The sequence below is a fragment of the Pseudenterobacter timonensis genome (assembly GCF_900021175.1).
GTDB lineage: Bacteria > Pseudomonadota > Gammaproteobacteria > Enterobacterales > Enterobacteriaceae > Enterobacter > Enterobacter timonensis.
Window position 1 is genome coordinate 215,921 of sequence record NZ_FCOP01000010.1, and the last position, 20,458, is coordinate 236,378.

17 protein-coding genes are annotated in these 20,458 nt (G+C 57.8%); 8 read left to right on the top strand and 9 right to left on the bottom strand.

Annotated elements, in window-relative coordinates:
- Nucleotides 1-98: 98 nt before the first annotated feature.
- From prmA to acuI, 9 genes are all read right to left on the bottom strand, one after another.
- The gene (prmA, locus tag BN3796_RS03490; protein ID WP_061707013.1) at nt 99-980 is read right to left on the bottom strand and encodes a 50S ribosomal protein L11 methyltransferase; all 882 of its coding nucleotides are present in this window, start codon (nt 978-980) and stop codon (nt 99-101) included.
- Between the two features lie 11 nt (nt 981-991).
- A complete protein-coding gene (gene panF / locus BN3796_RS03495) occupies nt 992-2,443 on the bottom strand; it encodes a sodium/pantothenate symporter (RefSeq protein ID WP_061707014.1) in 1,452 nt (483 codons plus the stop codon).
- Nucleotides 2,433-2,678 carry a YhdT family protein gene (locus BN3796_RS03500; RefSeq protein WP_061707015.1) on the bottom strand — a complete coding sequence of 82 codons (246 nt, stop codon included), beginning with the start codon at nt 2,676-2,678 and terminating at the stop codon, nt 2,433-2,435. Before BN3796_RS03500 ends, panF begins: the two co-directional genes overlap by 11 nt.
- A 107-nt stretch (nt 2,679-2,785) precedes the next feature.
- Nucleotides 2,786-4,135, bottom strand: a complete 1,350-nt coding sequence (accC, locus tag BN3796_RS03505; RefSeq protein WP_061707016.1) for an acetyl-CoA carboxylase biotin carboxylase subunit — start codon at nt 4,133-4,135, stop codon at nt 2,786-2,788.
- A gap of 10 nt (nt 4,136-4,145) precedes the next feature.
- Nucleotides 4,146-4,610: an acetyl-CoA carboxylase biotin carboxyl carrier protein gene (gene accB / locus BN3796_RS03510; protein WP_061707017.1), complete on the bottom strand. Its 465-nt coding sequence runs from the start codon at nt 4,608-4,610 to the stop codon at nt 4,146-4,148.
- 21 nt (nt 4,611-4,631) lie between these two features.
- Nucleotides 4,632-5,084, bottom strand: a complete 453-nt coding sequence (gene aroQ, locus BN3796_RS03515; RefSeq protein WP_061707018.1) for a type II 3-dehydroquinate dehydratase — start codon at nt 5,082-5,084, stop codon at nt 4,632-4,634.
- 234 nt (nt 5,085-5,318) lie between these two features.
- Entirely contained in the window at nt 5,319-5,918 is a 600-nt protein-coding gene (gene msrQ, locus BN3796_RS03520) for a protein-methionine-sulfoxide reductase heme-binding subunit MsrQ (RefSeq protein ID WP_061707019.1), read from the bottom strand.
- The gene (gene msrP / locus BN3796_RS03525) at nt 5,918-6,919 is read right to left on the bottom strand and encodes a protein-methionine-sulfoxide reductase catalytic subunit MsrP (RefSeq protein WP_061707540.1); all 1,002 of its coding nucleotides are present in this window, start codon (nt 6,917-6,919) and stop codon (nt 5,918-5,920) included. The genes msrQ and msrP overlap by 1 nt, the downstream gene beginning before the upstream one ends.
- Before the next feature lie 77 nt (nt 6,920-6,996).
- Nucleotides 6,997-7,971: an acrylyl-CoA reductase (NADPH) gene (gene acuI / locus BN3796_RS03530; protein ID WP_061707020.1), complete on the bottom strand. Its 975-nt coding sequence runs from the start codon at nt 7,969-7,971 to the stop codon at nt 6,997-6,999.
- Nucleotides 7,972-8,153: 182 nt separating this feature from the next.
- Between acuI and csrD the strand changes: the two genes are divergently transcribed.
- The 8 genes from csrD (at nt 8,154) to tldD (ending at nt 20,414) form a co-directional block, all read left to right on the top strand.
- Nucleotides 8,154-10,094, top strand: coding sequence for an RNase E specificity factor CsrD (gene csrD, locus BN3796_RS03535; protein ID WP_061707021.1), 1,941 nt, complete (start codon nt 8,154-8,156; stop codon nt 10,092-10,094).
- 279 nt (nt 10,095-10,373) lie between these two features.
- Nucleotides 10,374-11,417 (top strand): rod shape-determining protein MreB, encoded by a 1,044-nt coding sequence (gene mreB, locus BN3796_RS03540; RefSeq protein ID WP_000913396.1) that lies wholly within the window; start codon nt 10,374-10,376, stop codon nt 11,415-11,417.
- Between the two features lie 61 nt (nt 11,418-11,478).
- Nucleotides 11,479-12,498 (top strand): rod shape-determining protein MreC, encoded by a 1,020-nt coding sequence (mreC, locus tag BN3796_RS03545; RefSeq protein WP_061707022.1) that lies wholly within the window; start codon nt 11,479-11,481, stop codon nt 12,496-12,498.
- Nucleotides 12,498-12,986, top strand: coding sequence for a rod shape-determining protein MreD (gene mreD, locus BN3796_RS03550; RefSeq protein ID WP_061707023.1), 489 nt, complete (start codon nt 12,498-12,500; stop codon nt 12,984-12,986). The genes mreC and mreD overlap by 1 nt, the downstream gene beginning before the upstream one ends.
- An 8-nt stretch (nt 12,987-12,994) precedes the next feature.
- The gene (locus BN3796_RS03555) at nt 12,995-13,588 is read left to right on the top strand and encodes a Maf family protein (protein ID WP_061707024.1); all 594 of its coding nucleotides are present in this window, start codon (nt 12,995-12,997) and stop codon (nt 13,586-13,588) included.
- Nucleotides 13,578-15,047, top strand: a complete 1,470-nt coding sequence (gene rng, locus BN3796_RS03560; protein ID WP_061707025.1) for a ribonuclease G — start codon at nt 13,578-13,580, stop codon at nt 15,045-15,047. Before BN3796_RS03555 ends, rng begins: the two co-directional genes overlap by 11 nt.
- A gap of 40 nt (nt 15,048-15,087) precedes the next feature.
- A complete protein-coding gene (gene yhdP / locus BN3796_RS03565; RefSeq protein ID WP_061707026.1) occupies nt 15,088-18,885 on the top strand; it encodes an AsmA2 domain-containing protein YhdP in 3,798 nt (1,265 codons plus the stop codon).
- 83 nt (nt 18,886-18,968) lie between these two features.
- Nucleotides 18,969-20,414 (top strand): metalloprotease TldD, encoded by a 1,446-nt coding sequence (gene tldD / locus BN3796_RS03570; RefSeq protein ID WP_061707027.1) that lies wholly within the window; start codon nt 18,969-18,971, stop codon nt 20,412-20,414.
- Nucleotides 20,415-20,458: the final 44 nt, after the last annotated feature.

Consider the following 20,458-nt stretch of genomic DNA (forward strand, 5'->3'; position numbering starts at 1 on the left):
CAATGATTTAACTATTTATTCTAACGGGGGAGTCTGGCAAGGGAAAAGCGTATCGAGAATAAAAATAGCGTGGTCAGATGACCACGCCTGGAAAGGGATTAACGTTTCTGGCCGGTAATGCGGCACCACTCCTCTTTCTCAACCACCGGGTCGAGGGTGAAGCGATCGGCATAGGCTTCGCAGACGCTTTCTGCCTGGCTGGCAAGGATACCGGACAGCCCCAGCAGACCGCCCTCAACGGGCAGTACGCTGATTAACGGGGCCAGTTCACGCAACGGGCCAGCCAGGATGTTAGCGACCACGACATCGGCTTTCAGACCCTCTGGCTGATCCTGTGGCAGATAGAGCGCCAGCCGGTCGGAGACGCCGTTGCGCTCGGCGTTATCACGGCTGGCCTGAATCGCCTGCGGATCGATGTCGATCCCGATAGCTTTGGCCGCGCCCAGCTTCAGCGCGGCGATAGCGAGGATCCCGGAGCCGCAGCCGAAGTCGATCACCGTTTTCCCTGCCAGATCCAGCCCGTCGAGCCACTGCAGGCAGAGTGAGGTGGTGGGGTGGGTGCCGGTACCGAACGCCAGGCCTGGATCGAGCATCACGTTAACGGCATTCTCATCCGGTATATCGCGCCAGCTCGGGCAGATCCACAGACGTTTGCCGAACTGCATTGGATGAAAGTTATCCATCCACTCGCGTTCCCAGTCTTTATCTTCGAGCTGCTCGATTTTATGGATAAAACCGGCGCCCAGCAGAGGGTGGTTCTCCAGAATGGCGACCACCTCTTTCATGTCGGTTTCGGCATCAAACAGGCCGATTACATCGGTATCGCCCCAGAGACGCGTCTCCCCCGGAAGCGGCTCAAATACCGGCGTATCATGCGTGTCCTGGAAGGTAATAGAGACCGCTCCGGCCTCCATCAGCGCATCGCTTAGCTCTTCGGCATTGGCGCCTGTTGTATTCAGTTTTAATTGGATCCACGGCATGGCAAAACTCTTTATTGATCAGAAGAAATAACGGCAGCTTGCGGCACCGGTCGACCGAAACGGTTTCCCGCCACAAACGCCAGCAAACTTAACAGTAACGAAGGCACAATCGGATGAAAGCCCAGATACTGAATATTAAAGGAGGCGAGCACCGCGTAGAGCACACCACCCACGATCATGGCGCTCAGGGCGCCTGCGGCATTCGCGCGTTCCCAGTAAAGACCCAGCACCAGCGGCCAGAGGAATACCGCCTCCAGGCCGCCAAAGGCCAGCAGGTTCAGCCAGATGATCATCTCCGGCGGACGCCAGGCGGCCAGCAGCAGCAGTGCTCCCAGCACCAGGGTGATCACGGCTGACATGCGCTTGAGCCGCTGCTCATTCTGCATTTGCTCCGGGCGCAGGTTAAGATAGAGATCTTTAATGATCGTAGCGGAACTTTGCAGCAACTGGGCATTAATGGTCGACATAATGGCGGCCATCGGCGCGGCGAGAAAGATCCCGGCGGCCACCGGCGGCAGCACTTTGACCATCAGGGTCGGGATCACCAGATCCGGCACCGTCAGGTCGGGCAGTACCGCCCGGCCCAGCGCGCCCGCCAGGTGCATACCAAACATCAGTATCGCCACCACGATGGTGCCGACAATAATGCCTTTATGCACCGCTTTGCTGTCCTTATAGGAGATGCAGCGCACCGCCGTATGGGGCAGGCCGATCACCCCGAAGCAGACCAGCACCCAGAAGGAGGTCATAAAGGTCGGGGAGAGGATATCATCTGCGCCCTGGGGAGAGACCAGCTTCGGATCGATGGTCTGCAACGTCTGTACCGCATGGCCCAGCCCACCGGCGGCATGAACTACCCCCACCAGCAGCACGATGGTGCCTATCAGCATCACCATTCCCTGCATGGTGTCGTTTAGCACACTCGCCCGGAAACCGCCGAAAGCGGTGTAAAGCGCGATACTGACGCCGAAAATCAACAGCCCCGTTTCGTAAGGTATTCCTGCCGCCGTCTCCAGCAGGCGCGCGCCGCCGATAAACTGTACCGTCATCGCGCCGATAAACGCGACCAGCAGGCTCAGGCTCGCCAGCCAGACCAGCAGCCGGCTCCGGTAGCGGGCATAGAGCATATCGTTCAGCGTCACCGCATTGTAGCGGCGTGCGAGAATGGCGAACTTTTTACCCAGTATCCCTAAAGAGAGCCAGACGGCGGGCAACTGGATCATCGCCAGTAAGACCCAGCCCAGACCATATTTATAGGCGGCTCCCGGCCCGCCGATGAACGAGCTGGCGCTGATATAGGTGGCGGTAAGAGTCATCGCCAGCACGACGCCGCCCATGGAGCGGCTGCCAAGAAAATACTCATTCAGAAAATTGCCCGTGCTGCGTTTACGCATGGCGTAAACCGACAGCCCAAACACCACCACCAGGTAGGCGATAAGCGGGAGGATCACTTCAAGCTGCACGATCGTTATCCTCCAGCGGAATATCCCGATAAATAAATCTCACCATCGCCCAACAGAGCACGATAAAGACCAGCGGCAGCAGCAGGCAGGCCATTTCGAACCAGTGCGGCAAGCCGGTAATACCGATAGTTGAGTCTGGTAAGTAAGCGGTTACCAACCAAGCAGCAAGATAGAGAAGGGTCAGCCACAGCGCCCAGCGCGCTTCTTTATGGGCCTGAACAAAACGTTTGTCCATTTGTTGTCCCTTGTGGATGAAGAAAGCGAGGATTGTACATGATGGGGCATAGCACCCCCAGAAATAAAAAAGGCCGGATTAACCGGCCTTTTTGCATCACTACGGGATTATTTTTCCTGAAGTCCGAGCTTTTTCTCCAGATAGTGGATGTTGGTGCCACCATTCTGGAAGTTCTCGTCGCTCATAATCCGCATCTGCAGATCAACGTTGGTTTTGATACCGTCGATGATCAGCTCCTGCAGGGCGTTCTTCATGCGGGCAATCGCCACGCCGCGGTTTTCGCCGTAGCAGATAAGCTTACCGATCATGGAATCATAGTACGGCGGTACGGTGTAGCCGGCGTAGATATGAGACTCCCAGCGCACGCCAAAACCGCCCGGCGCGTGGAAACGGGTAATTTTACCCGGGCTCGGCAGGAAGGTATTCGGGTCTTCAGCGTTAATACGGCATTCCACCGCATGGCCGCGAACCTGGACCTCTTCCTGTTTAATCGACAGCGGCTGACCGGCTGCGATACGCAGCTGCTCTTTGATCAGGTCGACGCCGGTGATCATTTCGGTAACCGGGTGTTCAACCTGAATACGGGTGTTCATCTCAATGAAGTAGAACTCGCCGTTTTCAAACAGGAACTCGAAAGTACCTGCGCCACGATAGCCGATATCCACACAAGCTTTCGCGCAACGCTCGCCGATGTAGCGACGCAGTTCCGGAGTAATGCCCGGCGCTGGCGCTTCTTCGACCACTTTCTGGTGACGACGCTGCATAGAGCAGTCACGTTCCGCCAGATAGATCGCGTTACCCTGGCCATCCGCCAGCACCTGAATTTCGATGTGGCGTGGGTTTTCCAGGTATTTCTCCATGTAGACCATATCGTTGCTGAAAGCCGCTTTCGCTTCCGCTTTGGTCATGGAGATAGACTGCGCCAGCTCGGCGTCGCTACGCACGACGCGCATACCGCGACCGCCGCCGCCGCCGGAGGCCTTGATAATCACCGGATAGCCGATGCGTTTGGCATGCGCGCGGTTAGCGTTCATGTCGTCGCCCAGCGGGCCGTCGGAGCCTGGGACAGTCGGGACGCCCGCTTTCTTCATGGCGGTGATCGCAGAGACTTTATCGCCCATCAGGCGAATAGTGTCAGCTTTCGGGCCGATGAAGATAAAGCCGGAGCGTTCAACCTGCTCAGCAAAGTTGGCGTTCTCGGAGAGGAAGCCGTAACCCGGATGGATTGCCACCGCGCCGGTGATTTCAGCGGCGCTAATGATAGCCGGGATGTTCAGATAGCTTTTTACGGACGGAGCCGGGCCAATACAAACCGTCTCATCCGCCAGCAATACGTGTTTCAGATCGCGATCCGCGCTTGAATGCACCGCGACGGTCTTAATGCCCAGCTCTTTACAGGCACGAAGAATACGCAGTGCGATCTCGCCGCGGTTGGCGATGACAATTTTATCCAGCATGTTCGCCTCGTTACTCGATGACGACCAGCGGCTCGTCAAATTCTACCGGCTGACCACTTTCGACCAGAATCGCTTTCACAGTACCCGATTTGTCTGCTTCGATCTGGTTCATCATTTTCATGGCTTCGACGATGCACAGGGTATCGCCTGCGTTGACTTTCTGACCCACTTCGATAAACGCTTTCGCGTCCGGGCTCGGGGTGCGGTAGAAAGTCCCAACCATTGGGGAACGTACGATGTGACCACTGATTTCTGCGGCTGCAGCTGCAGGTGCGGCTTCTGCTGCCGGCGCAACGGCTGCGGTGAGGGCAGGCTGTTGCACAGGCGCAGCATAGGCCTGCTGCATTACCGGGAAGCTAGCGGCTGGGGCTGCGCGGCTGATGCGCACAGACTCTTCGCCTTCAGAAATTTCCAGTTCGGAGATGCCTGATTCTTCAACCAGCTCGATCAGTTTTTTAATCTTACGAATATCCATGAGTGGGTTCCGTACTCTTGTTTAGTGTGATTGTGACAGGCGTTTGACCGCTGTCTGTAAAGCGTATGAATAGCCGTCCGCTCCCAGTCCGCAGATGACGCCAGTGGCGATATCCGACAGGTATGAGTGGTGACGGAACGGCTCTCTGGCGTGCACGTTACTGAGGTGGATCTCGATAAACGGGATGCTCACCGCCAGCAGCGCGTCGCGAATAGCAACACTGGTGTGCGTAAACGCGGCCGGATTGATCAGGATATAGTCCACATTGTCTTTAGCCTGATGAATACGGTCGATGATTGCGTACTCCGCATTGGACTGAAAATGGTCAAGTTGCACGTTCAGGTTGGCCGCTTCCGTGCCGAGACGGTTAACGATTTGTGTTAGCGTCAGCGTGCCGTACTTCTCCGGTTCACGGCTGCCGAGCATGTTCAGGTTCGGGCCGTTGAGTACTAAAATATGAAACTTGTCAGCCATTGTGCCACTATCTCCTGCGATTTTCAGGTAAAAAACAACATATACCTTCAAAGCGCGGTTGTCACCTTTCCTGAGGCTAAAAAGCACCCACAGGAAAACCGAAGTCGCACATTATAACGATTTCGTAGCAATTGGCAGCTAAATACTGGTCTTATCAGGGAAGATTATCAACCGCAATTCGTAAAAGAGCGGCAGTTGATAACCGATCTGCGGGAAAACGCACAGTTTCGCGGACTATCGCCACCAGTTACGGAAAGTTTTGTAACGCCATGCTAAAAGCGCCGCCGCGCCCACCGCGTAGAGTATCGGCTGCGGGGAGAGCACCTTCACTGACCAGAGGTAATGAACAGGCACGAGGATTGCCACAAGGTAGACGAAGTTATGCAATAACTGCCAGCGTCTACCCAGTTTTCGCTGCGCGTATCGGGTGGAAGTGACCGCCAGCCCCAGTAAAATCACCCAGCTGATGATGCCCACCATCAGATAAGGGCGCGAAACCAGCTCGCTGCCTAACAGCGTGACGTTGTTTATCCCCAGTTCCAGCAGCGCATAGCTAATAAGATGCAGCGTGGCCCAGGCAAAACACCACAGCCCCAGCAACCGCCGGGTTCTGATCAATAAAGGCTGTTTAGCGTAACGCGCCAGCGGAGAGACCAGCAAGGTAGCAAGTAAAAATTTCAGAGCCATCCTACCGGTAAAATGCTGGATATCTTTTGCCGGATCGGCGCTGAAGTAGCCCTCACGCGCCGCCCAGAAGAGCCAGAGAAAAGGAAGCAGACCGGCCAGATGCAACAGCACCTTAAGCCAGGTCACCTGCTTAGCGGTTAATCGCACTAGAAATTCTCCCGCAGGTTCATGCCACGATAGAGCGAGGCCACCTCTTGTGCATAGCCGTTAAAGAGCAGCGTCGGCTGCCGCTTCACGTCCAGCGCGCCGCCGGAGCCAATAAACCGTTCCGTCGCCTGGGACCAGCGGGGGTGATCGACATGCGGGTTCACGTTGGCGAAAAAGCCATATTCATCCGGCGCTGAGAGGTTCCAGGTGGTGGGCGGACGCTCGCGGGTCAGCGTGATGCTGACGATCGACTTTATCCCCTTGAAGCCATATTTCCACGGGACGGTGAGGCGGATCGGCGCGCCATTCTGCGGCGGCAGCGCCTTGCCATAAACGCCGACGGTAAGCAGGGTGAGGGGATGCATGGCTTCATCCAGACGCAGCCCTTCCACATAGGGATAGTTAAGGCCGCCGCCGATAAACCTGTCCTTTTGCCCCGGCATCTGCTCGGGAGAGTAGAGGGTCTGAAACGCGACATATTTTGCCTGGCTGGTGGGCTCCGCCATTGCCAGCAGCTTATGCAGCGGGAATCCGATCCAGGGGACCACCATCGACCACGCTTCCACGCAGCGCATCCGGTAGATACGCTCCTCCAGCGGAAAACGGGTCGTCAGGTCGTGATGGTCAAGGGTCAGCGGTTTTGCCACCTCGCCGCCGATTTTCAGCGTCCAGGGATCGGTTTTCATTCCACCCGCGTTGGCGGCGGGATCGGCTTTATCCAGCCCAAACTCGTAGAAGTTATTGTAACCCGTCACTTTCTCTTCTGGCGTCAGCGCAAGCTGGCTTTGCCATTCGGCAGGTTTATTAAAAGTCAGCGGCGCGCCGGAAGGAGCTTTCGGGCGATCGTTGCCTTTAAACCAGTCGAGCAGATCGGCATGGGCGGCGGGGGGAAGCGACAGGGCAGTCGCGCTGATACCGAGCATCTTCAGGATCTGGCGGCGCTGCATCATAAAGGCTGATTCTGCCGTGACGTCGGCTTCAGTCAGTTTCCGGGTTTTCATGGCATCCTCCGTCATGCATTTTCTTAATCATGACGGAGGGGAGCCGTTAGCGCGAATATGTCACGAAAATTTGAAGATTAGGCGATCTTCACCAGCGCGCGGCCCTGGAACTGATTATTGATAATCTTATCGGCATAAGCTGGCGCTTCGCTAAGGCCAATCTCCGTGGCGCTGCGCGTAAAGAAAGATTCGGGCAGATCGTTTGCCAGCCGCCGCCAGGCTTCGGCGCGCCGCGCGGCAGGCGTCATCACCGAGTCCACCCCCTGCAGGCGCACGTTGCGCAGGATAAACGGCATCACGGTAGTGGGCAGCGCAAATCCCCCCGCCAGCCCGCAGGCCGCCACGCAGCCGCCGTAATTCATCTGCGCCAGCACTTTTGCCAGTACTTTGTCGCCCACGGTGTCAATCGCCCCGGCCCAGAGCTGTTTTTCCAGCGGACGGCTTTCAGCAAATTCATCGCGACCCAGAATGCGGCTCGCGCCCAGGGAGCGCAGGTAATCATGGGTGCTTTCACGGCCTGAGACGGCCACGACCTGATAGCCCAGCTGATGCAGCAGCGTGACGGCGGTACTGCCCACGCCGCCGCTGGCGCCAGTGACCACCACTTCGCCCGCGTCAGGACGGATACCGGCCTCTTCCAGCGCCATCACGCAGAGCATCGCGGTAAAACCGGCGGTGCCGATAATCATCGCCTTGCGGCTTTCCAGTCCTTCCGGCATGGGAACCAGCCAGTCGCCTTTAACACGTGCCTGTGACGCCAGTCCACCCCAGTGGTTTTCACCCACGCCCCAGCCGGTCAGCAGCACCTGCTGGCCTGGATGAAAGCGCGGATCTTCGCTGGCGTGAACATGGCCTGCGAAATCAATGCCCGGCACCATGGGAAAATTTCGGATAATTTTACCCTTACCGGTAATTGCCAGTGCGTCCTTATAGTTCAGGCTGGACCAGTCGATATCAACCGTTACTTCCCCTTCTGGCAGGCGGCCCGGGTCGATGGTCTGTACCGACGCCACGGTTTTGCCTTCCTGCTGTTCTAAGATCAAAGCCTGCATACAGGTATCCTCGCGAAGCATGGTGATTGGAAAAAAATTTCTGAAGACTATACTCGCACATTGAAACGCTATGCCGATTTAACGCAATAAATTGCCAGAAATCCCAGGTTTGGTAGTATGCCCCTGAAAAAGCAAGTTAGCGCTCACTCGCCACCATTTCAAATAACGGAGTAATCTCAGGGATGCGATTAACGACGAAATTCTCGGCTTTTATTACCTTGCTAACGGGGCTGACCATTTTCGTCACTCTGATGGGATGCTCATTAAGTTTTTATAACGCCATTCAGGACAAGCTGCTCAACCGTATTCACGCCGTGGCGTCGATAATCGATACGCGCATGGTCACCTCCTCGCTGCCTGCGATCGCCGATCAGCTTGATGAGCTTATGGTGCCGGTAGATCTGCTGCAGGTTGATATTCTGCAGGGCAAACGCGTGCTGCTGAGCCATCACCGGCGAAGCAGCTATCGCCCGCCGGGGATGCTCACCCAGCCGCGCGAGGTCGATATCGCTTCGCTAAAAAGTCCCGGCATCACCTTCCACCTGGTCTATCAGGACCCGATGGTGAACTATTTTCACTCGCTGACGACCACCGCGCCGCTCACCCTGGCTATCGGTTTTATCGTCGCGCTCATCTTTATGGCGGTGCGCTGGCTGCGCAGGCAGCTTGCCGGACAGGAGCTGCTGGAGACCCGCTCCATTCGGATCCTCAACGGCGAGCGCGGCCCTAAGGTGCGCGGTTCAGTCTACGAATGGCCGTCGCGCACCAGCAGCGCCCTCGACGTGCTGCTCTCGGAAATTCAGTTCGCCAGCGATCAGCGTAGCAGAATGGATACGCTTATCCGCTCCTATGCCGCTCACGATAATAAAACCGGCCTTAATAACCGCCTCTTTTTTGATAATCAGCTGGCGACGCTGCTGGACGATACGGAGAAAGTGGGCACGCACGGCGTGGTGATGATGATTCGCCTGCCGGATTACGATCTGCTGCGCGACAGCTGGGGGCGCAAGGCGGTGGAGGAGAATCTCTTCACCATTATCAACCTGCTCTCCACCTTTATTATGCGCTATCCCGGCTCGCTGCTGGCGCGCTATTACCGCAGCGATTTTGCCGTCCTGCTGCCGCACCGTACGCTGAAAGAGTCTGAAAGCATCGCCAGCCAGCTGCTGAAAGCGGTGGATGCCCTGCCGCCAAGTAAAATGATCGACCGGGGCGATATGGTTCACATCGGCATCTGTGCCTGGCGCGGCGGGCAGTCGGTCGAACAGGTAATGGAGCATGCCGAGGCCGCCACGCGAAACGCGGTGCTGCAGGGGGCAAACAGCTGGGCCATCTATGATGACTCCCTGCCGGAGAAGGGGCGTGGCAACGTGCGCTGGCGAACTCTGATCGAACAGATGTTAAGCCGTGGCGGGCCGCGTATTTATCAAAAACCGGCGGTACTGCGTAACGGGCAGGTTCATCATCGGGAGCTGATGTGCCGGATATTTGATGGCACGGAAGAGGTAGTGTCGGCGGAATATCTGCCGATGGTCTTGCAGTTTGGCCTTTCGGAAGAGTATGACCGCCAGCAGATCACTCGCCTGATCTCCTTTTTAACCTTCTGGCCGGAGGAGAACCTGGCGATTCAGGTGACGGTTGAGTCGCTGATTCGTCCTCGTTTTCAGCGCTGGCTGCGCGATCTTTTAATGCAATGCGAAAAATCGCAACGCAAGCGGATTATTTTTGAACTTGCAGAGGCAGATGTTTGTCAACATATCGGCCGACTGGAGTCGGTTGTCAGACTGTTGAATGCGCTCGGCGTCCGCGTGGCGGTGTCGCAGGCGGGCCTGACGCTGGTCAGCACCAGCTGGATCAAGGAGCTGGATGTCGAGCTGTTGAAGCTGCATCCGGGGCTGGTAAGGAATATCGAAAAACGCACGGAAAACCAGCTGCTGGTACAGAGCCTGGTGGAGGCGTGCAAGGGAACGCGAACACAAGTTTTTGCCACAGGCGTACGCTCAAAAAGCGAATGGCAGATGTTGACGGAGCGCGGTGTTGCGGGCGGTCAGGGGGATTTTATCGCCTCCTCGCAACCCATCGACAGCAATGTGAAAAAATATTTGCAAAGATACTCTGTTTAACCTGCCGTTTAATTTGTTTTCACGTAGAATATCGCGCCTGTAGCTTTGAGTAAGACGAGCAAAAAGCCAGTGAACGCCCTTTGAGTGGTTAAAGATCAAGACAGGAACGTTGCTGATGACTCAGTCCTGAAGGATTCAGGTGACGACTTGTAACAAAGGAAACGTACTGCACTAATTTTCACCGTAGCAGATGATTTTTGCGCCTTGTCGCTGCTGCGTGTGGTTGGTAAAGTAAGCGGATTTTGTTTTCCGCCCCAGCTTTCAGGATTATCCCTTAGTATGTTGAAAAAATTTCGTGGCATGTTTTCCAATGACCTGTCCATTGACCTGGGTACCGCGAATACCCTGATTTACGTAAAAGGACAAGGCATCGTATTGAATGAGCCTTCCGTTGTGGCCATTCGTCAGGATCGTGCCGGCTCTCCGAAAAGCGTGGCCGCCGTCGGCCATGATGCTAAGCAGATGCTGGGGCGTACCCCTGGCAACATCGCCGCGATCCGTCCGATGAAAGATGGCGTTATCGCTGACTTCTTCGTAACCGAAAAAATGCTTCAGCACTTTATTAAACAGGTGCACAGCAACAGCTTTATGCGCCCAAGCCCGCGCGTGCTGGTGTGTGTGCCGGTCGGCGCGACCCAGGTGGAACGCCGCGCCATTCGCGAATCTGCACAGGGGGCAGGGGCACGTGAAGTTTTCCTGATTGAAGAGCCGATGGCCGCCGCGATTGGCGCGGGCCTGCCGGTTTCCGAAGCGACAGGTTCGATGGTGGTGGATATCGGTGGTGGTACGACCGAAGTGGCCGTCATCTCCCTGAACGGCGTGGTCTACTCCTCCTCCGTGCGTATCGGCGGCGACCGCTTTGACGAAGCGATCATCAACTACGTGCGCCGTAACTACGGCTCGCTGATCGGTGAAGCTACCGCAGAGCGCATCAAGCACGAAATCGGCTCTGCCTATCCGGGCGACGAAGTCCGCGAAATCGAAGTTCGCGGCCGTAACCTGGCCGAGGGCGTGCCGCGCGGCTTTACCCTCAACTCCAACGAAATTCTCGAAGCGCTGCAGGAGCCGCTGACCGGTATCGTGAGCGCGGTCATGGTGGCGCTGGAGCAGTGCCCGCCGGAGCTGGCGTCCGATATCTCCGAGCGCGGTATGGTACTGACCGGTGGTGGTGCGCTGCTGCGTAATCTCGACCGCCTGTTGATGGAAGAGACAGGTATTCCTGTCGTAGTTGCAGAAGATCCACTGACTTGCGTAGCCCGTGGCGGCGGCAAGGCGCTGGAAATGATCGACATGCACGGCGGCGACTTGTTCAGCGAAGAGTAGTTGGGTGTGAAAGGGTAGCGGTGGCTACCCTTTCTCTCTGACGCGAGAATACGCATAGCCTATGAAGCCAATTTTTAGCCGTGGCCCGTCGCTACAGTTTCGCCTTATTCTGGCGGTGCTGGTTGCGCTCGGCGTCATTATTGCCGATAGCCGCCTGGGTATGTTCAGCCAGATCCGAACATACATGGATACCGCCGTCAGTCCTTTCTATTTTGTCTCAAATGGTCCGCGTGAGTTGCTTGATACCGTCTCCCAGACGCTCTCGTCCCGCGACCAGCTCGAACTTGAAAACCGCGCCCTGCGTCAGGAACTGTTGCTGAAAAACAGCGAACTGCTGCTGCTGGGCCAGTATCGTCAGGAAAATGCCCGTCTGCGTGAGCTGCTGGGTTCGCCGTTGCGCCAGGATGAGCAGAAGATGGTCACGCAGGTGATCTCCACCGTCAACGATCCTTACAGCGATCAGGTTGTGATCGACAAGGGCAGCGTTAACGGCGTCTATGAAGGCCAGCCGGTGATCAGCGATAAAGGGGTGGTGGGGCAAGTTGTGGCCGTGGCCAAACTGACCAGCCGCGTACTGCTGATCTGCGATGCGACCCACGCGCTGCCGATTCAGGTGCTGCGTAACGATATCCGCGTCATCGCGGCCGGTAACGGCTGCACCGACGATCTGCAGCTGGAGCATCTGCCGGCCAATACCGATATTCGTGTCGGCGACGTGCTGGTGACCTCCGGGCTGGGCGGTCGCTTCCCGGAGGGGTATCCCGTTGGCGTGGTCTCTTCCGTTCGCGTGGATACGCAGCGCGCCTACACCGTGATTCAGGCACGTCCTACCGCGGGCTTACAGCGTCTGCGTTACCTGCTGCTGCTGTGGGGCGCCGATCGCAATGGCGCGAACCCGATGACGCCTGAAGAGGTGCACCGCGTGGCGAATGAACGCCTGATGCAGATGATGCCGCAGGTCCTGCCGCCAGCCGACTCCATGGGACCGCCAGCGCCTGTTCCTGCGCCAGCGACCGGAATTACTGCGCCTGCTGCTGATACACCGCCGCTACCGCCGAAACGCTCATCGGGAGGGCAGTAGTGGCCAGCTATCGTAGCCAGGGGCGCTGGGTGATCTGGCTCTCTTTTCTCATTGCACTGTTGCTGCAAATCATGCCCTGGCCGGACGAGATCCTCGTTTTCCGGCCAAACTGGGTATTGCTCATACTGCTTTACTGGATCCTCGCCCTGCCGCACCGCGTAAATGTGGGAACAGGTTTTGTGATGGGTGCCATACTGGATCTCATTAGTGGCTCTACGCTTGGCGTGCGCGCCTTGTCCATGAGTATTGTCGCGTACCTGGTCGCTCTCAAATACCAGCTTTTCCGTAATCTTGCGCTCTGGCAACAGGCGCTGGTAGTGATGTTGTTATCTCTCGCCGTGGATATCATTGTTTTCTGGGCAGAGTTTTTAGTGATCAACGTCTCTTTCCGACCGGAAGTGTTCTGGAGTAGTGTAGTGAACGGTGTGCTCTGGCCGTGGCTGTTCCTGCTGATGCGTAAGATCCGCCAGCAGTTCGCCGTGCAGTAAAGGTTTCTATGACGTCTCTCTATTTAGCTTCCGGTTCCCCGCGCCGTCAGGAACTGCTGACGACGCTTGGCGTCTCGTTCGAACGTATCGTAACGGGTATCGAAGAGATGCGCGCTGAGGGCGAAAGCGCTCAACAGTATGTTTCCCGCCTGGCGCGGGAAAAGGCGCGCGCAGGCGTGGCGCAAACGCCGCGCGATCTCCCGGTACTGGGTGCCGATACCATCGTGATACTGAATGGCGAAGTTCTTGAGAAACCGCGTGATGCCGCACATGCGGCGCAGATGCTGCGCAAGCTGTCGGGACAGACGCACCAGGTGATGACGGCGGTCGCGCTGGCGGACAGCCAGCACGTGCTGGACTGCCTGGTGGTAACCGACGTCACGTTCAGAGTGCTTACCGATGAGGAGATCGCCGGGTATATCGCCAGCGGTGAACCTATGGATAAGGCAGGTGCATACGGTATTCAGGGGCTGGGTGGCTGTTTTGTCAGGAAGATTAATGGCAGCTATCACGCCGTAGTCGGCTTACCGCTGGTGGAAACGTATGAGTTGCTGAGCAATTTTAACTCACTGCGTATGAGAAGAGATAATTATGACGGCTGAATTGTTGGTAAACGTAACGCCATCGGAAACCCGCGTGGCTTACATTGATGGCGGCATTCTTCAGGAAATTCATATTGAGCGTGAAGCGCGACGCGGAATCGTAGGCAATATCTACAAAGGTCGTGTCAGTCGTGTACTACCGGGTATGCAGGCGGCATTTGTAGATATTGGACTGGATAAAGCCGCGTTTCTTCACGCCTCCGATATTATGCCGCACACCGAATGCGTGGCGGGTGACGAACAAAAACAGTTTACCGTTCGCGACATCTCCGAGCTGGTGCGTCAGGGCCAGGATCTGATGGTGCAGGTGGTGAAAGATCCGCTGGGCACCAAAGGGGCGCGCCTCACCACCGATATCACCCTGCCATCCCGCTATCTGGTTTTTATGCCGGGCGCCTCGCACGTTGGCGTCTCCCAGCGTATCGAAAGCGAATCCGAACGTGAGCGCCTGAAAAAAGTGGTGGCTGACTACTGCGACGAGCAGGGCGGGTTTATCATCCGTACCGCCGCAGAAGGGGTGTGTGAAGAGGATCTCGCCTCTGACGCCGCCTACCTGAAGCGCGTCTGGACAAAGGTGATGGAGCGTAAAAAGCGCAACCAGACCCGCTGCCAGCTCTACGGCGAACTGGCGCTGGCCCAGCGCGTACTGCGCGACTTCGCCGACGCCCAGCTTGATCGCATCCGCGTTGACTCCCGTCTGACCTACGAAGCGCTGCTGGAGTTTACCGCCGAATATATCCCGGAGATGCCGGGTCTGCTGGAGCACTACACCGGCAAGCAGCCGATTTTCGATCTTTACGATGTTGAAAACGAGATCCAGCGTGCGCTGGAACGTAAGGTCGAACTGAAGTCGGGCGGCTATTTGATTATCGACCAGACCGAAGCGATGACCACCGTGGATATCAATACCGGGGCGTTTGTCGGCCATCGTAATCTGGACGACACCATCTTTAATACCAATATCGAAGCGACTCAGGCTATTGCGCGCCAGCTTCGCCTGCGCAATCTCGGCGGCATCATTATTATCGACTTTATCGACATGAGTAATGAGGATCACCGCCGTCGCGTGCTGCATTCGCTGGAGCAGGCGCTGAGTAAGGATCGCGTGAAAACCAGCATTAACGGCTTCTCCCAGCTGGGGCTGGTGGAGATGACCCGGAAACGGACCCGTGAAAGCGTGGAACATGTGCTGTGTAACGAGTGTCCTACCTGTCACGGGCGCGGTACGGTAAAAACGGTAGAGACGGTCTGCTACGAAATCATGCGCGAAATTGTGCGCGTTCATCACGCCTACGACTCCGACCGTTTTCTGGTCTATGCTTCCCCTGCGGTGGCAGAAGCCCTGAAAGGCGAGGAGTCCCATGCGCTGGCAGAAGTGGAAATCTTTGTCGGCAAACAGGTGAAAGTCCAGATCGAGCCGCTCTATAACCAGGAGCAGTTTGACGTGGTGATGATGTAAAAGGCAGCGTGCTGCAAGAACGGCTGACAAGGAGAGACGCGTGAGGCGATTGCCGGGGATTCTACTGCTTACAGGGGCAACGCTGGTCGTCATTGTCGCCTTGCTGGTGAGTGGACTACGTCTGGTACTGCCGCATCTCGACAGCTGGCGCCCGCAGGTGCTGGCAAAAATCGAATCCGCGACCGGCGTGCCGGTCAACGTCAGCCAGCTTAGCGCCAGCTGGCAAAACTTTGGTCCAACGCTCGACGTTCGGGATATTCATGCCAGCCTGAACGACGGCGGCCATCTTAAGATCAAACGTGTGACGCTGGCGCTGGATGTCTGGCAAAGTCTGCTGCATCTGCGCTGGCAGTTTCGCGATCTCACCTTTTATCAGCTGCAGTTTGTCACCAATACGCCCATCACTAAAGGCGACGACAGCAAGGGGATCGAGACCAACCGCTTCAGCGATCTCTTTTTGCGCCAGTTCGATCACTTCGATCTGCGCGACAGCGAAATCAGTTTTATCACCCTTTCCGGCCAGCGCGCGTCGCTGGCGATTCCTCAGCTGACCTGGCTCAACGGGCGCGATCGCCACCGGGCGGAAGGGCAGGTGAGCCTCTCCAGCCTCACAGGCCAGCACGGCGTGATGCAGGTGCGTATGGATCTGCGCGATGACAAAGGGCTGCTGAATAACGGCCGGGTATGGCTGCAGGCGGACGATGTGGACCTCAAGCCGTGGCTCGGCAGGTGGATGCAGGATAACGTGGCACTGCAAACCGCGCGCTTTAGCCTGGAGGGATGGCTGACCCTTAACGACGGCGAAGTAAACGCGGGCGACGTCTGGCTGAAGCAGGGCGGCGCCTCCTGGAAGGGCGATGCGCGTCTGCATCAGATGTCGGTGGATAACCTGACGGCGCACGTCACGCGCGCAGGCGACGGCTGGCAGTTCGCCATTCCCGATACCCGCATCACCATGGACAATAAGGCCTGGCCGCGCGGCGCGCTCACGCTGGCATGGTTACCTGCGCAGCAGGTACAGGGCAGCGACAAACGCAGCGACGAACTGCGCATCCGCGCCAGCAACCTGGAGCTGGCCGGTCTGGAAGGGTTACTCCCCATCGCAACGCGCCTGTCGCCTGCGCTGGGGGAGATCTGGGAAGCGACGCAGCCGTCAGGGCAGATTAAGACGCTGGCGCTCGATATTCCGCTCCAGGCGACGGACAAGATCCGCTTTAACGCCGCCTGGGATGACCTGGCGTGGAAGCAGTGGAAGATGTTGCCGGGCGCGCAACACTTCAGCGGTACGCTGGAGGGCAGCGCGGAGAACGGCAGGCTGACGGCGCAGATGCGCGATGCGACTATGCCCTATGAAACGGTCTTTCGCGCGCCGCTGGAGATTAAAAAGGGAACGGCAACGCTGAGCTGGCTGAAAAACGAAAAGGGTTTTCAGCTGGATGGCCGCCATATCGACGTGACCGCGAAAGCGGTGCGCGCACGCGGCGATTTTCGCTATCTGCAGCCTGCCCATGACGAGCCCTGGCTCGGTATTCTGGCGGGTATCAGCACCGATGATGGCGGCCAGGCCTGGCGCTATTTCCCGGAAAACCTGATGGGCAAGGCGCTGGTGGACTATCTGAGCGGCGCCATTCAGGGAGGGCAGGCGGATAACGCCACGCTGGTCTACGGCGGTAATCCCCATCTCTTCCCCTACAAACATAACGAAGGACAGTTTGAGGTGCTGGTGCCGCTGCGTAACGCCACCTTCGCCTTCCAGCCCGGCTGGCCCGCGCTGAAGAACCTCGATATCGAACTCGACTTCCTTAACGACGGGCTGTGGATGAAATCGGACCGCGTGGCGCTGGGAGGGGTGACCGCCAGCCATCTCAGAGCCGCCATTCCCGACTACTCGAAAGAGAAGCTGATTATCGATGCTGATATCAACGGCCCTGGCAAAGCCGTCGGCCCCTATTTTGACGAGACGCCGCTGGACGACTCTCTGGGCGCGGCGCTGCAGCAGCTGCAACTCGACGGTAACGTCAATGCCCGCCTTAATCTGGATATTCCGCTGAATGGCAACATGACCACGGCGAAGGGCAACGTGGCGCTGAATAACAACAGCCTCTATATCAAGCCCCTCGACACAACGCTGAAGAACCTGAGCGGCGGATTCCGCTTTGAGAATGGCAACCTGCAGAGCGGGCCGCTGCGGGCGACCTGGTTCAATCAGCCGCTGAACGTGAATTTCTCCACCACCGAAGGTGCAAAAGCCTATCAGGTGGCAGTCAACATGGACGCCAACTGGCAGCCGTCGCGCATGGACGTTATGCCTGCGCCGCTGGCGCAGTCGGTGGCGGGTTCGGTGGCCTGGAACGGCAAGGTGGCGATCGATCTGCCTTATCACGCAGGGGCGCGCTACCAGGTGGCGATCAACGGCGATATGAAAAATATCAGCAGCGATCTGCCAGCCCCGCTGACGAAACAGGCTGGCGATCCGCTGCCGGTCAAGCTGAACGTCGACGGTAATCTCAACGGTTTCCAGCTTACCGGCAGCGCCGGGAGCGACAATCACTTTAACAGCCGCTGGCTGCTGAACCGCAAGCTGACGCTCGACAGGGCCATCTGGGCCAGCGACAGCCGCACCGTTCCGCCGCTGCCGGAGTTTGCCGGCGTCGAACTGAATCTGCCGCCGATGGATGGCGCCCAGTGGCTGGCGTTGTTTAATAAAGGGGTGGCGCAGAATGTGGATCAGACGGCCCAGTTTCCGCAGTCGATTACGCTGCGCACGCCAGCGCTGACCCTCGGTGGACAGCGCTGGAATAACCTCAGCATTGTTTCGCAACCGACGCTTAACGGCTCGAAAATCGAGGCACAGGGGCGCGAAATCAACGCGACGCTGACCCGGCGTGATAATGCGCCATGGCAGGCGGCGATTCGCTATCTCTATTACAATCCCTCCAGCACAGACGGGACGGCGCAGAGCGGTAACGCTTCGCCGTTCAGCGCGCCTTCACGGATCGATTTCAGCGGCTGGCCTGATCTACAGCTGCGCTGCGCCGAGTGCTGGCTGTGGGGACAAAAATATGGGCGTATCGACGGCGACTTTACCATCAAAGGCGATACGTTAACCCTGGCGGGCGGTCTGGTCGATACCGGTTTTGGCCGTCTGACCGCTAACGGCGAGTGGGTGAACGGCGCGCGCGAGCAGCGTACGTCGCTGAAGGGCGAGGTGAAAGGCCATAAGCTCGATTCCACCGCCAATTTCTTCGGCGTCAGCACGCCGCTGCGCGGCTCCTCGTATGACATCAATTATGACCTGCACTGGCGCGCCGCGCCGTGGAAACCCGATATCGCCACCCTGAACGGCATTATCAGAACGTCGCTGGGCAAGGGGCAGATCGCCGATCTCAGCACCGGCCATGCGGGCCAGCTGCTGCGTCTGCTGAGCTTCGACGCCTTGCTGCGTAAGCTGCGCTTTGACTTCAGCGATACCTTCGACGAGGGCTTCTATTACGACTCCATCCGCGGAACGGCGTGGATCAAGGATGGCATACTCCATACGGACGATACGCTGCTGGATGGCCTGGAGGCGGATATCGCCATGAAAGGGGCAGTGAACCTGGTTCGTCGCGAGCTGGATATGGAGGCGGTGGTTGCGCCGGAGATCTCCGCCAGCGTGGGCGTGGCGACGGCATTTGTTGTAAACCCTATCGTCGGCGCCGCGGTCTTTGCCGCCAGCAAGGTGCTGGGGCCGTTATGGAGTAAAGTCTCTATTCTGCGCTACCGGGTGACCGGCCCGATAGATAAGCCGCAGATCAATGAGGTGCTGCGCCAGCCGCGCAAAGTTACGCAGCAATGATTTGACGGGGGCGGTGAATTGCCCCACTCTCAATGAATAACCTTTTTACCGCCCTGTTGCGGCAACGAACGAGTAGCAAAACGATGAGTCTGAACCTGGTAAGTGAACATTTGCTCGCAGCGAACGGCCTGAGTCATCAGGATCTGTTTTCCATTCTTGGTCAATTAACCGAGCGCCGCCTCGACTACGGCGATCTCTACTTTCAGTCGAGCTATCACGAATCCTGGGTTATGGAAGACAGCATCATCAAAGATGGCTCCTGGAATATTGACCAGGGCGTCGGCGTGCGCGCGGTAAGCGGTGAAAAAACCGGTTTCGCCTATGCCGACCAGATTAGCCTGGCAGCGCTGGAACAGAGCGCGCAGGCGGCGCGTACTATCGTGCGCGATACCGGCAACGGCCAGGTGAAAACCCTCGGCGAAGTGCAGCACACTGCGCTCTATACCAGCATCGACCCGCTGCAGAGCATGAGCCGGGAAGAGAAGCTGGATATTCTGCGCCGCGTGGATAAGGTGGCGCGCGCCACTGACAGCCGCGTGCAGGAGGTCTCCGCCAGCCTGAGCGGGGTTTATGAGTTGATTCTGGTGGCAGCGACCGACGGTACGCTGGCCGCCGATGTTCGTCCGCTGGTGCGCCTCTCCGTGAGCGTGCTGGTGGAAGAGGATGGCAAACGCGAGCGCGGCTCCAGCGGCGGCGGTGGCCGTTTTGGCTATGAGTGGTTCCTTGGCGATGTGGATGGCGAGGCTCGCGCCGACGCCTGGGCGAAAGAGGCGGTGCGGATGGCGCTTGTTAACCTTTCGGCCGTCGCAGCGCCTGCCGGTACGTTGCCCGTGGTGCTTGGCGCGGGCTGGCCGGGCGTTCTGCTGCATGAAGCGGTGGGCCATGGCCTGGAAGGAGATTTTAACCGTCGCGGCACTTCGGTGTTCAGCGGGCAGATGGGCGAGCTGGTCGCCTCTGAACTCTGCACCGTGGTGGATGATGGCACGATCGCCGATCGCCGTGGTTCCGTCTCCGTCGATGATGAAGGGACGCCGGGCCAGTACAACGTGCTGATCGAAAACGGCGTGCTGAAGGGCTATATGCAGGACAAGCTGAATGCCCGGCTGATGGGTGTGGCGCCAACCGGCAACGGCCGCCGCGAATCCTATGCGCATCTGCCAATGCCGCGCATGACCAATACGTATATGCTGGCCGGTAAATCGACGCCGCAGGAGATTATCGAGTCCGTAGATTACGGTATCTACGCGCCGAACTTTGGCGGCGGGCAGGTGGATATCACCTCCGGCAAGTTTGTCTTTTCGACCTCCGAGGCTTACCTGATTGAAAAGGGTAAGGTCACCAAAGCGGTGAAAGGGGCGACGCTGATTGGCTCCGGCATCGAAGCGATGCAGCAGATCTCTATGGTCGGTAATGACCTGAAGCTGGATAACGGCGTAGGGGTTTGCGGCAAAGAGGGGCAGAGCCTGCCGGTAGGGGTGGGCCAGCCGACGCTGAAGGTCGATAATTTAGTGGTAGGCGGTACGGCCTGATTTTACCGTTTCTCACCCTCTCCCCACAGGGAGAGGGTGCATTA

Bases quoted from the DNA above. Each gene is read 5' to 3' on its own strand.
- BN3796_RS03555 (WP_061707024.1), top strand. From the start codon at position 12,995: ATGACGTCTCTCTATTTAGCTTCCGGTTCCCCGCGCCGTCAGGAACTG.
- rng (WP_061707025.1), top strand. From the start codon at position 13,578: ATGACGGCTGAATTGTTGGTAAACGTAACGCCATCGGAAACCCGCGTG.
- csrD (WP_061707021.1), top strand. From the start codon at position 8,154: ATGCGATTAACGACGAAATTCTCGGCTTTTATTACCTTGCTAACGGGG.
- prmA (WP_061707013.1), bottom strand. From the start codon at position 980: ATGCCGTGGATCCAATTAAAACTGAATACAACAGGCGCCAATGCCGAA.
- accC (WP_061707016.1), bottom strand. From the start codon at position 4,135: ATGCTGGATAAAATTGTCATCGCCAACCGCGGCGAGATCGCACTGCGT.
- mreC (WP_061707022.1), top strand. From the start codon at position 11,479: ATGAAGCCAATTTTTAGCCGTGGCCCGTCGCTACAGTTTCGCCTTATT.
- accB (WP_061707017.1), bottom strand. From the start codon at position 4,610: ATGGATATTCGTAAGATTAAAAAACTGATCGAGCTGGTTGAAGAATCA.
- acuI (WP_061707020.1), bottom strand. From the start codon at position 7,971: ATGCAGGCTTTGATCTTAGAACAGCAGGAAGGCAAAACCGTGGCGTCG.
- mreB (WP_000913396.1), top strand. From the start codon at position 10,374: ATGTTGAAAAAATTTCGTGGCATGTTTTCCAATGACCTGTCCATTGAC.
- tldD (WP_061707027.1), top strand. From the start codon at position 18,969: ATGAGTCTGAACCTGGTAAGTGAACATTTGCTCGCAGCGAACGGCCTG.
- aroQ (WP_061707018.1), bottom strand. From the start codon at position 5,084: ATGGCTGACAAGTTTCATATTTTAGTACTCAACGGCCCGAACCTGAAC.
- msrP (WP_061707540.1), bottom strand. From the start codon at position 6,919: ATGAAAACCCGGAAACTGACTGAAGCCGACGTCACGGCAGAATCAGCC.
- BN3796_RS03500 (WP_061707015.1), bottom strand. From the start codon at position 2,678: ATGGACAAACGTTTTGTTCAGGCCCATAAAGAAGCGCGCTGGGCGCTG.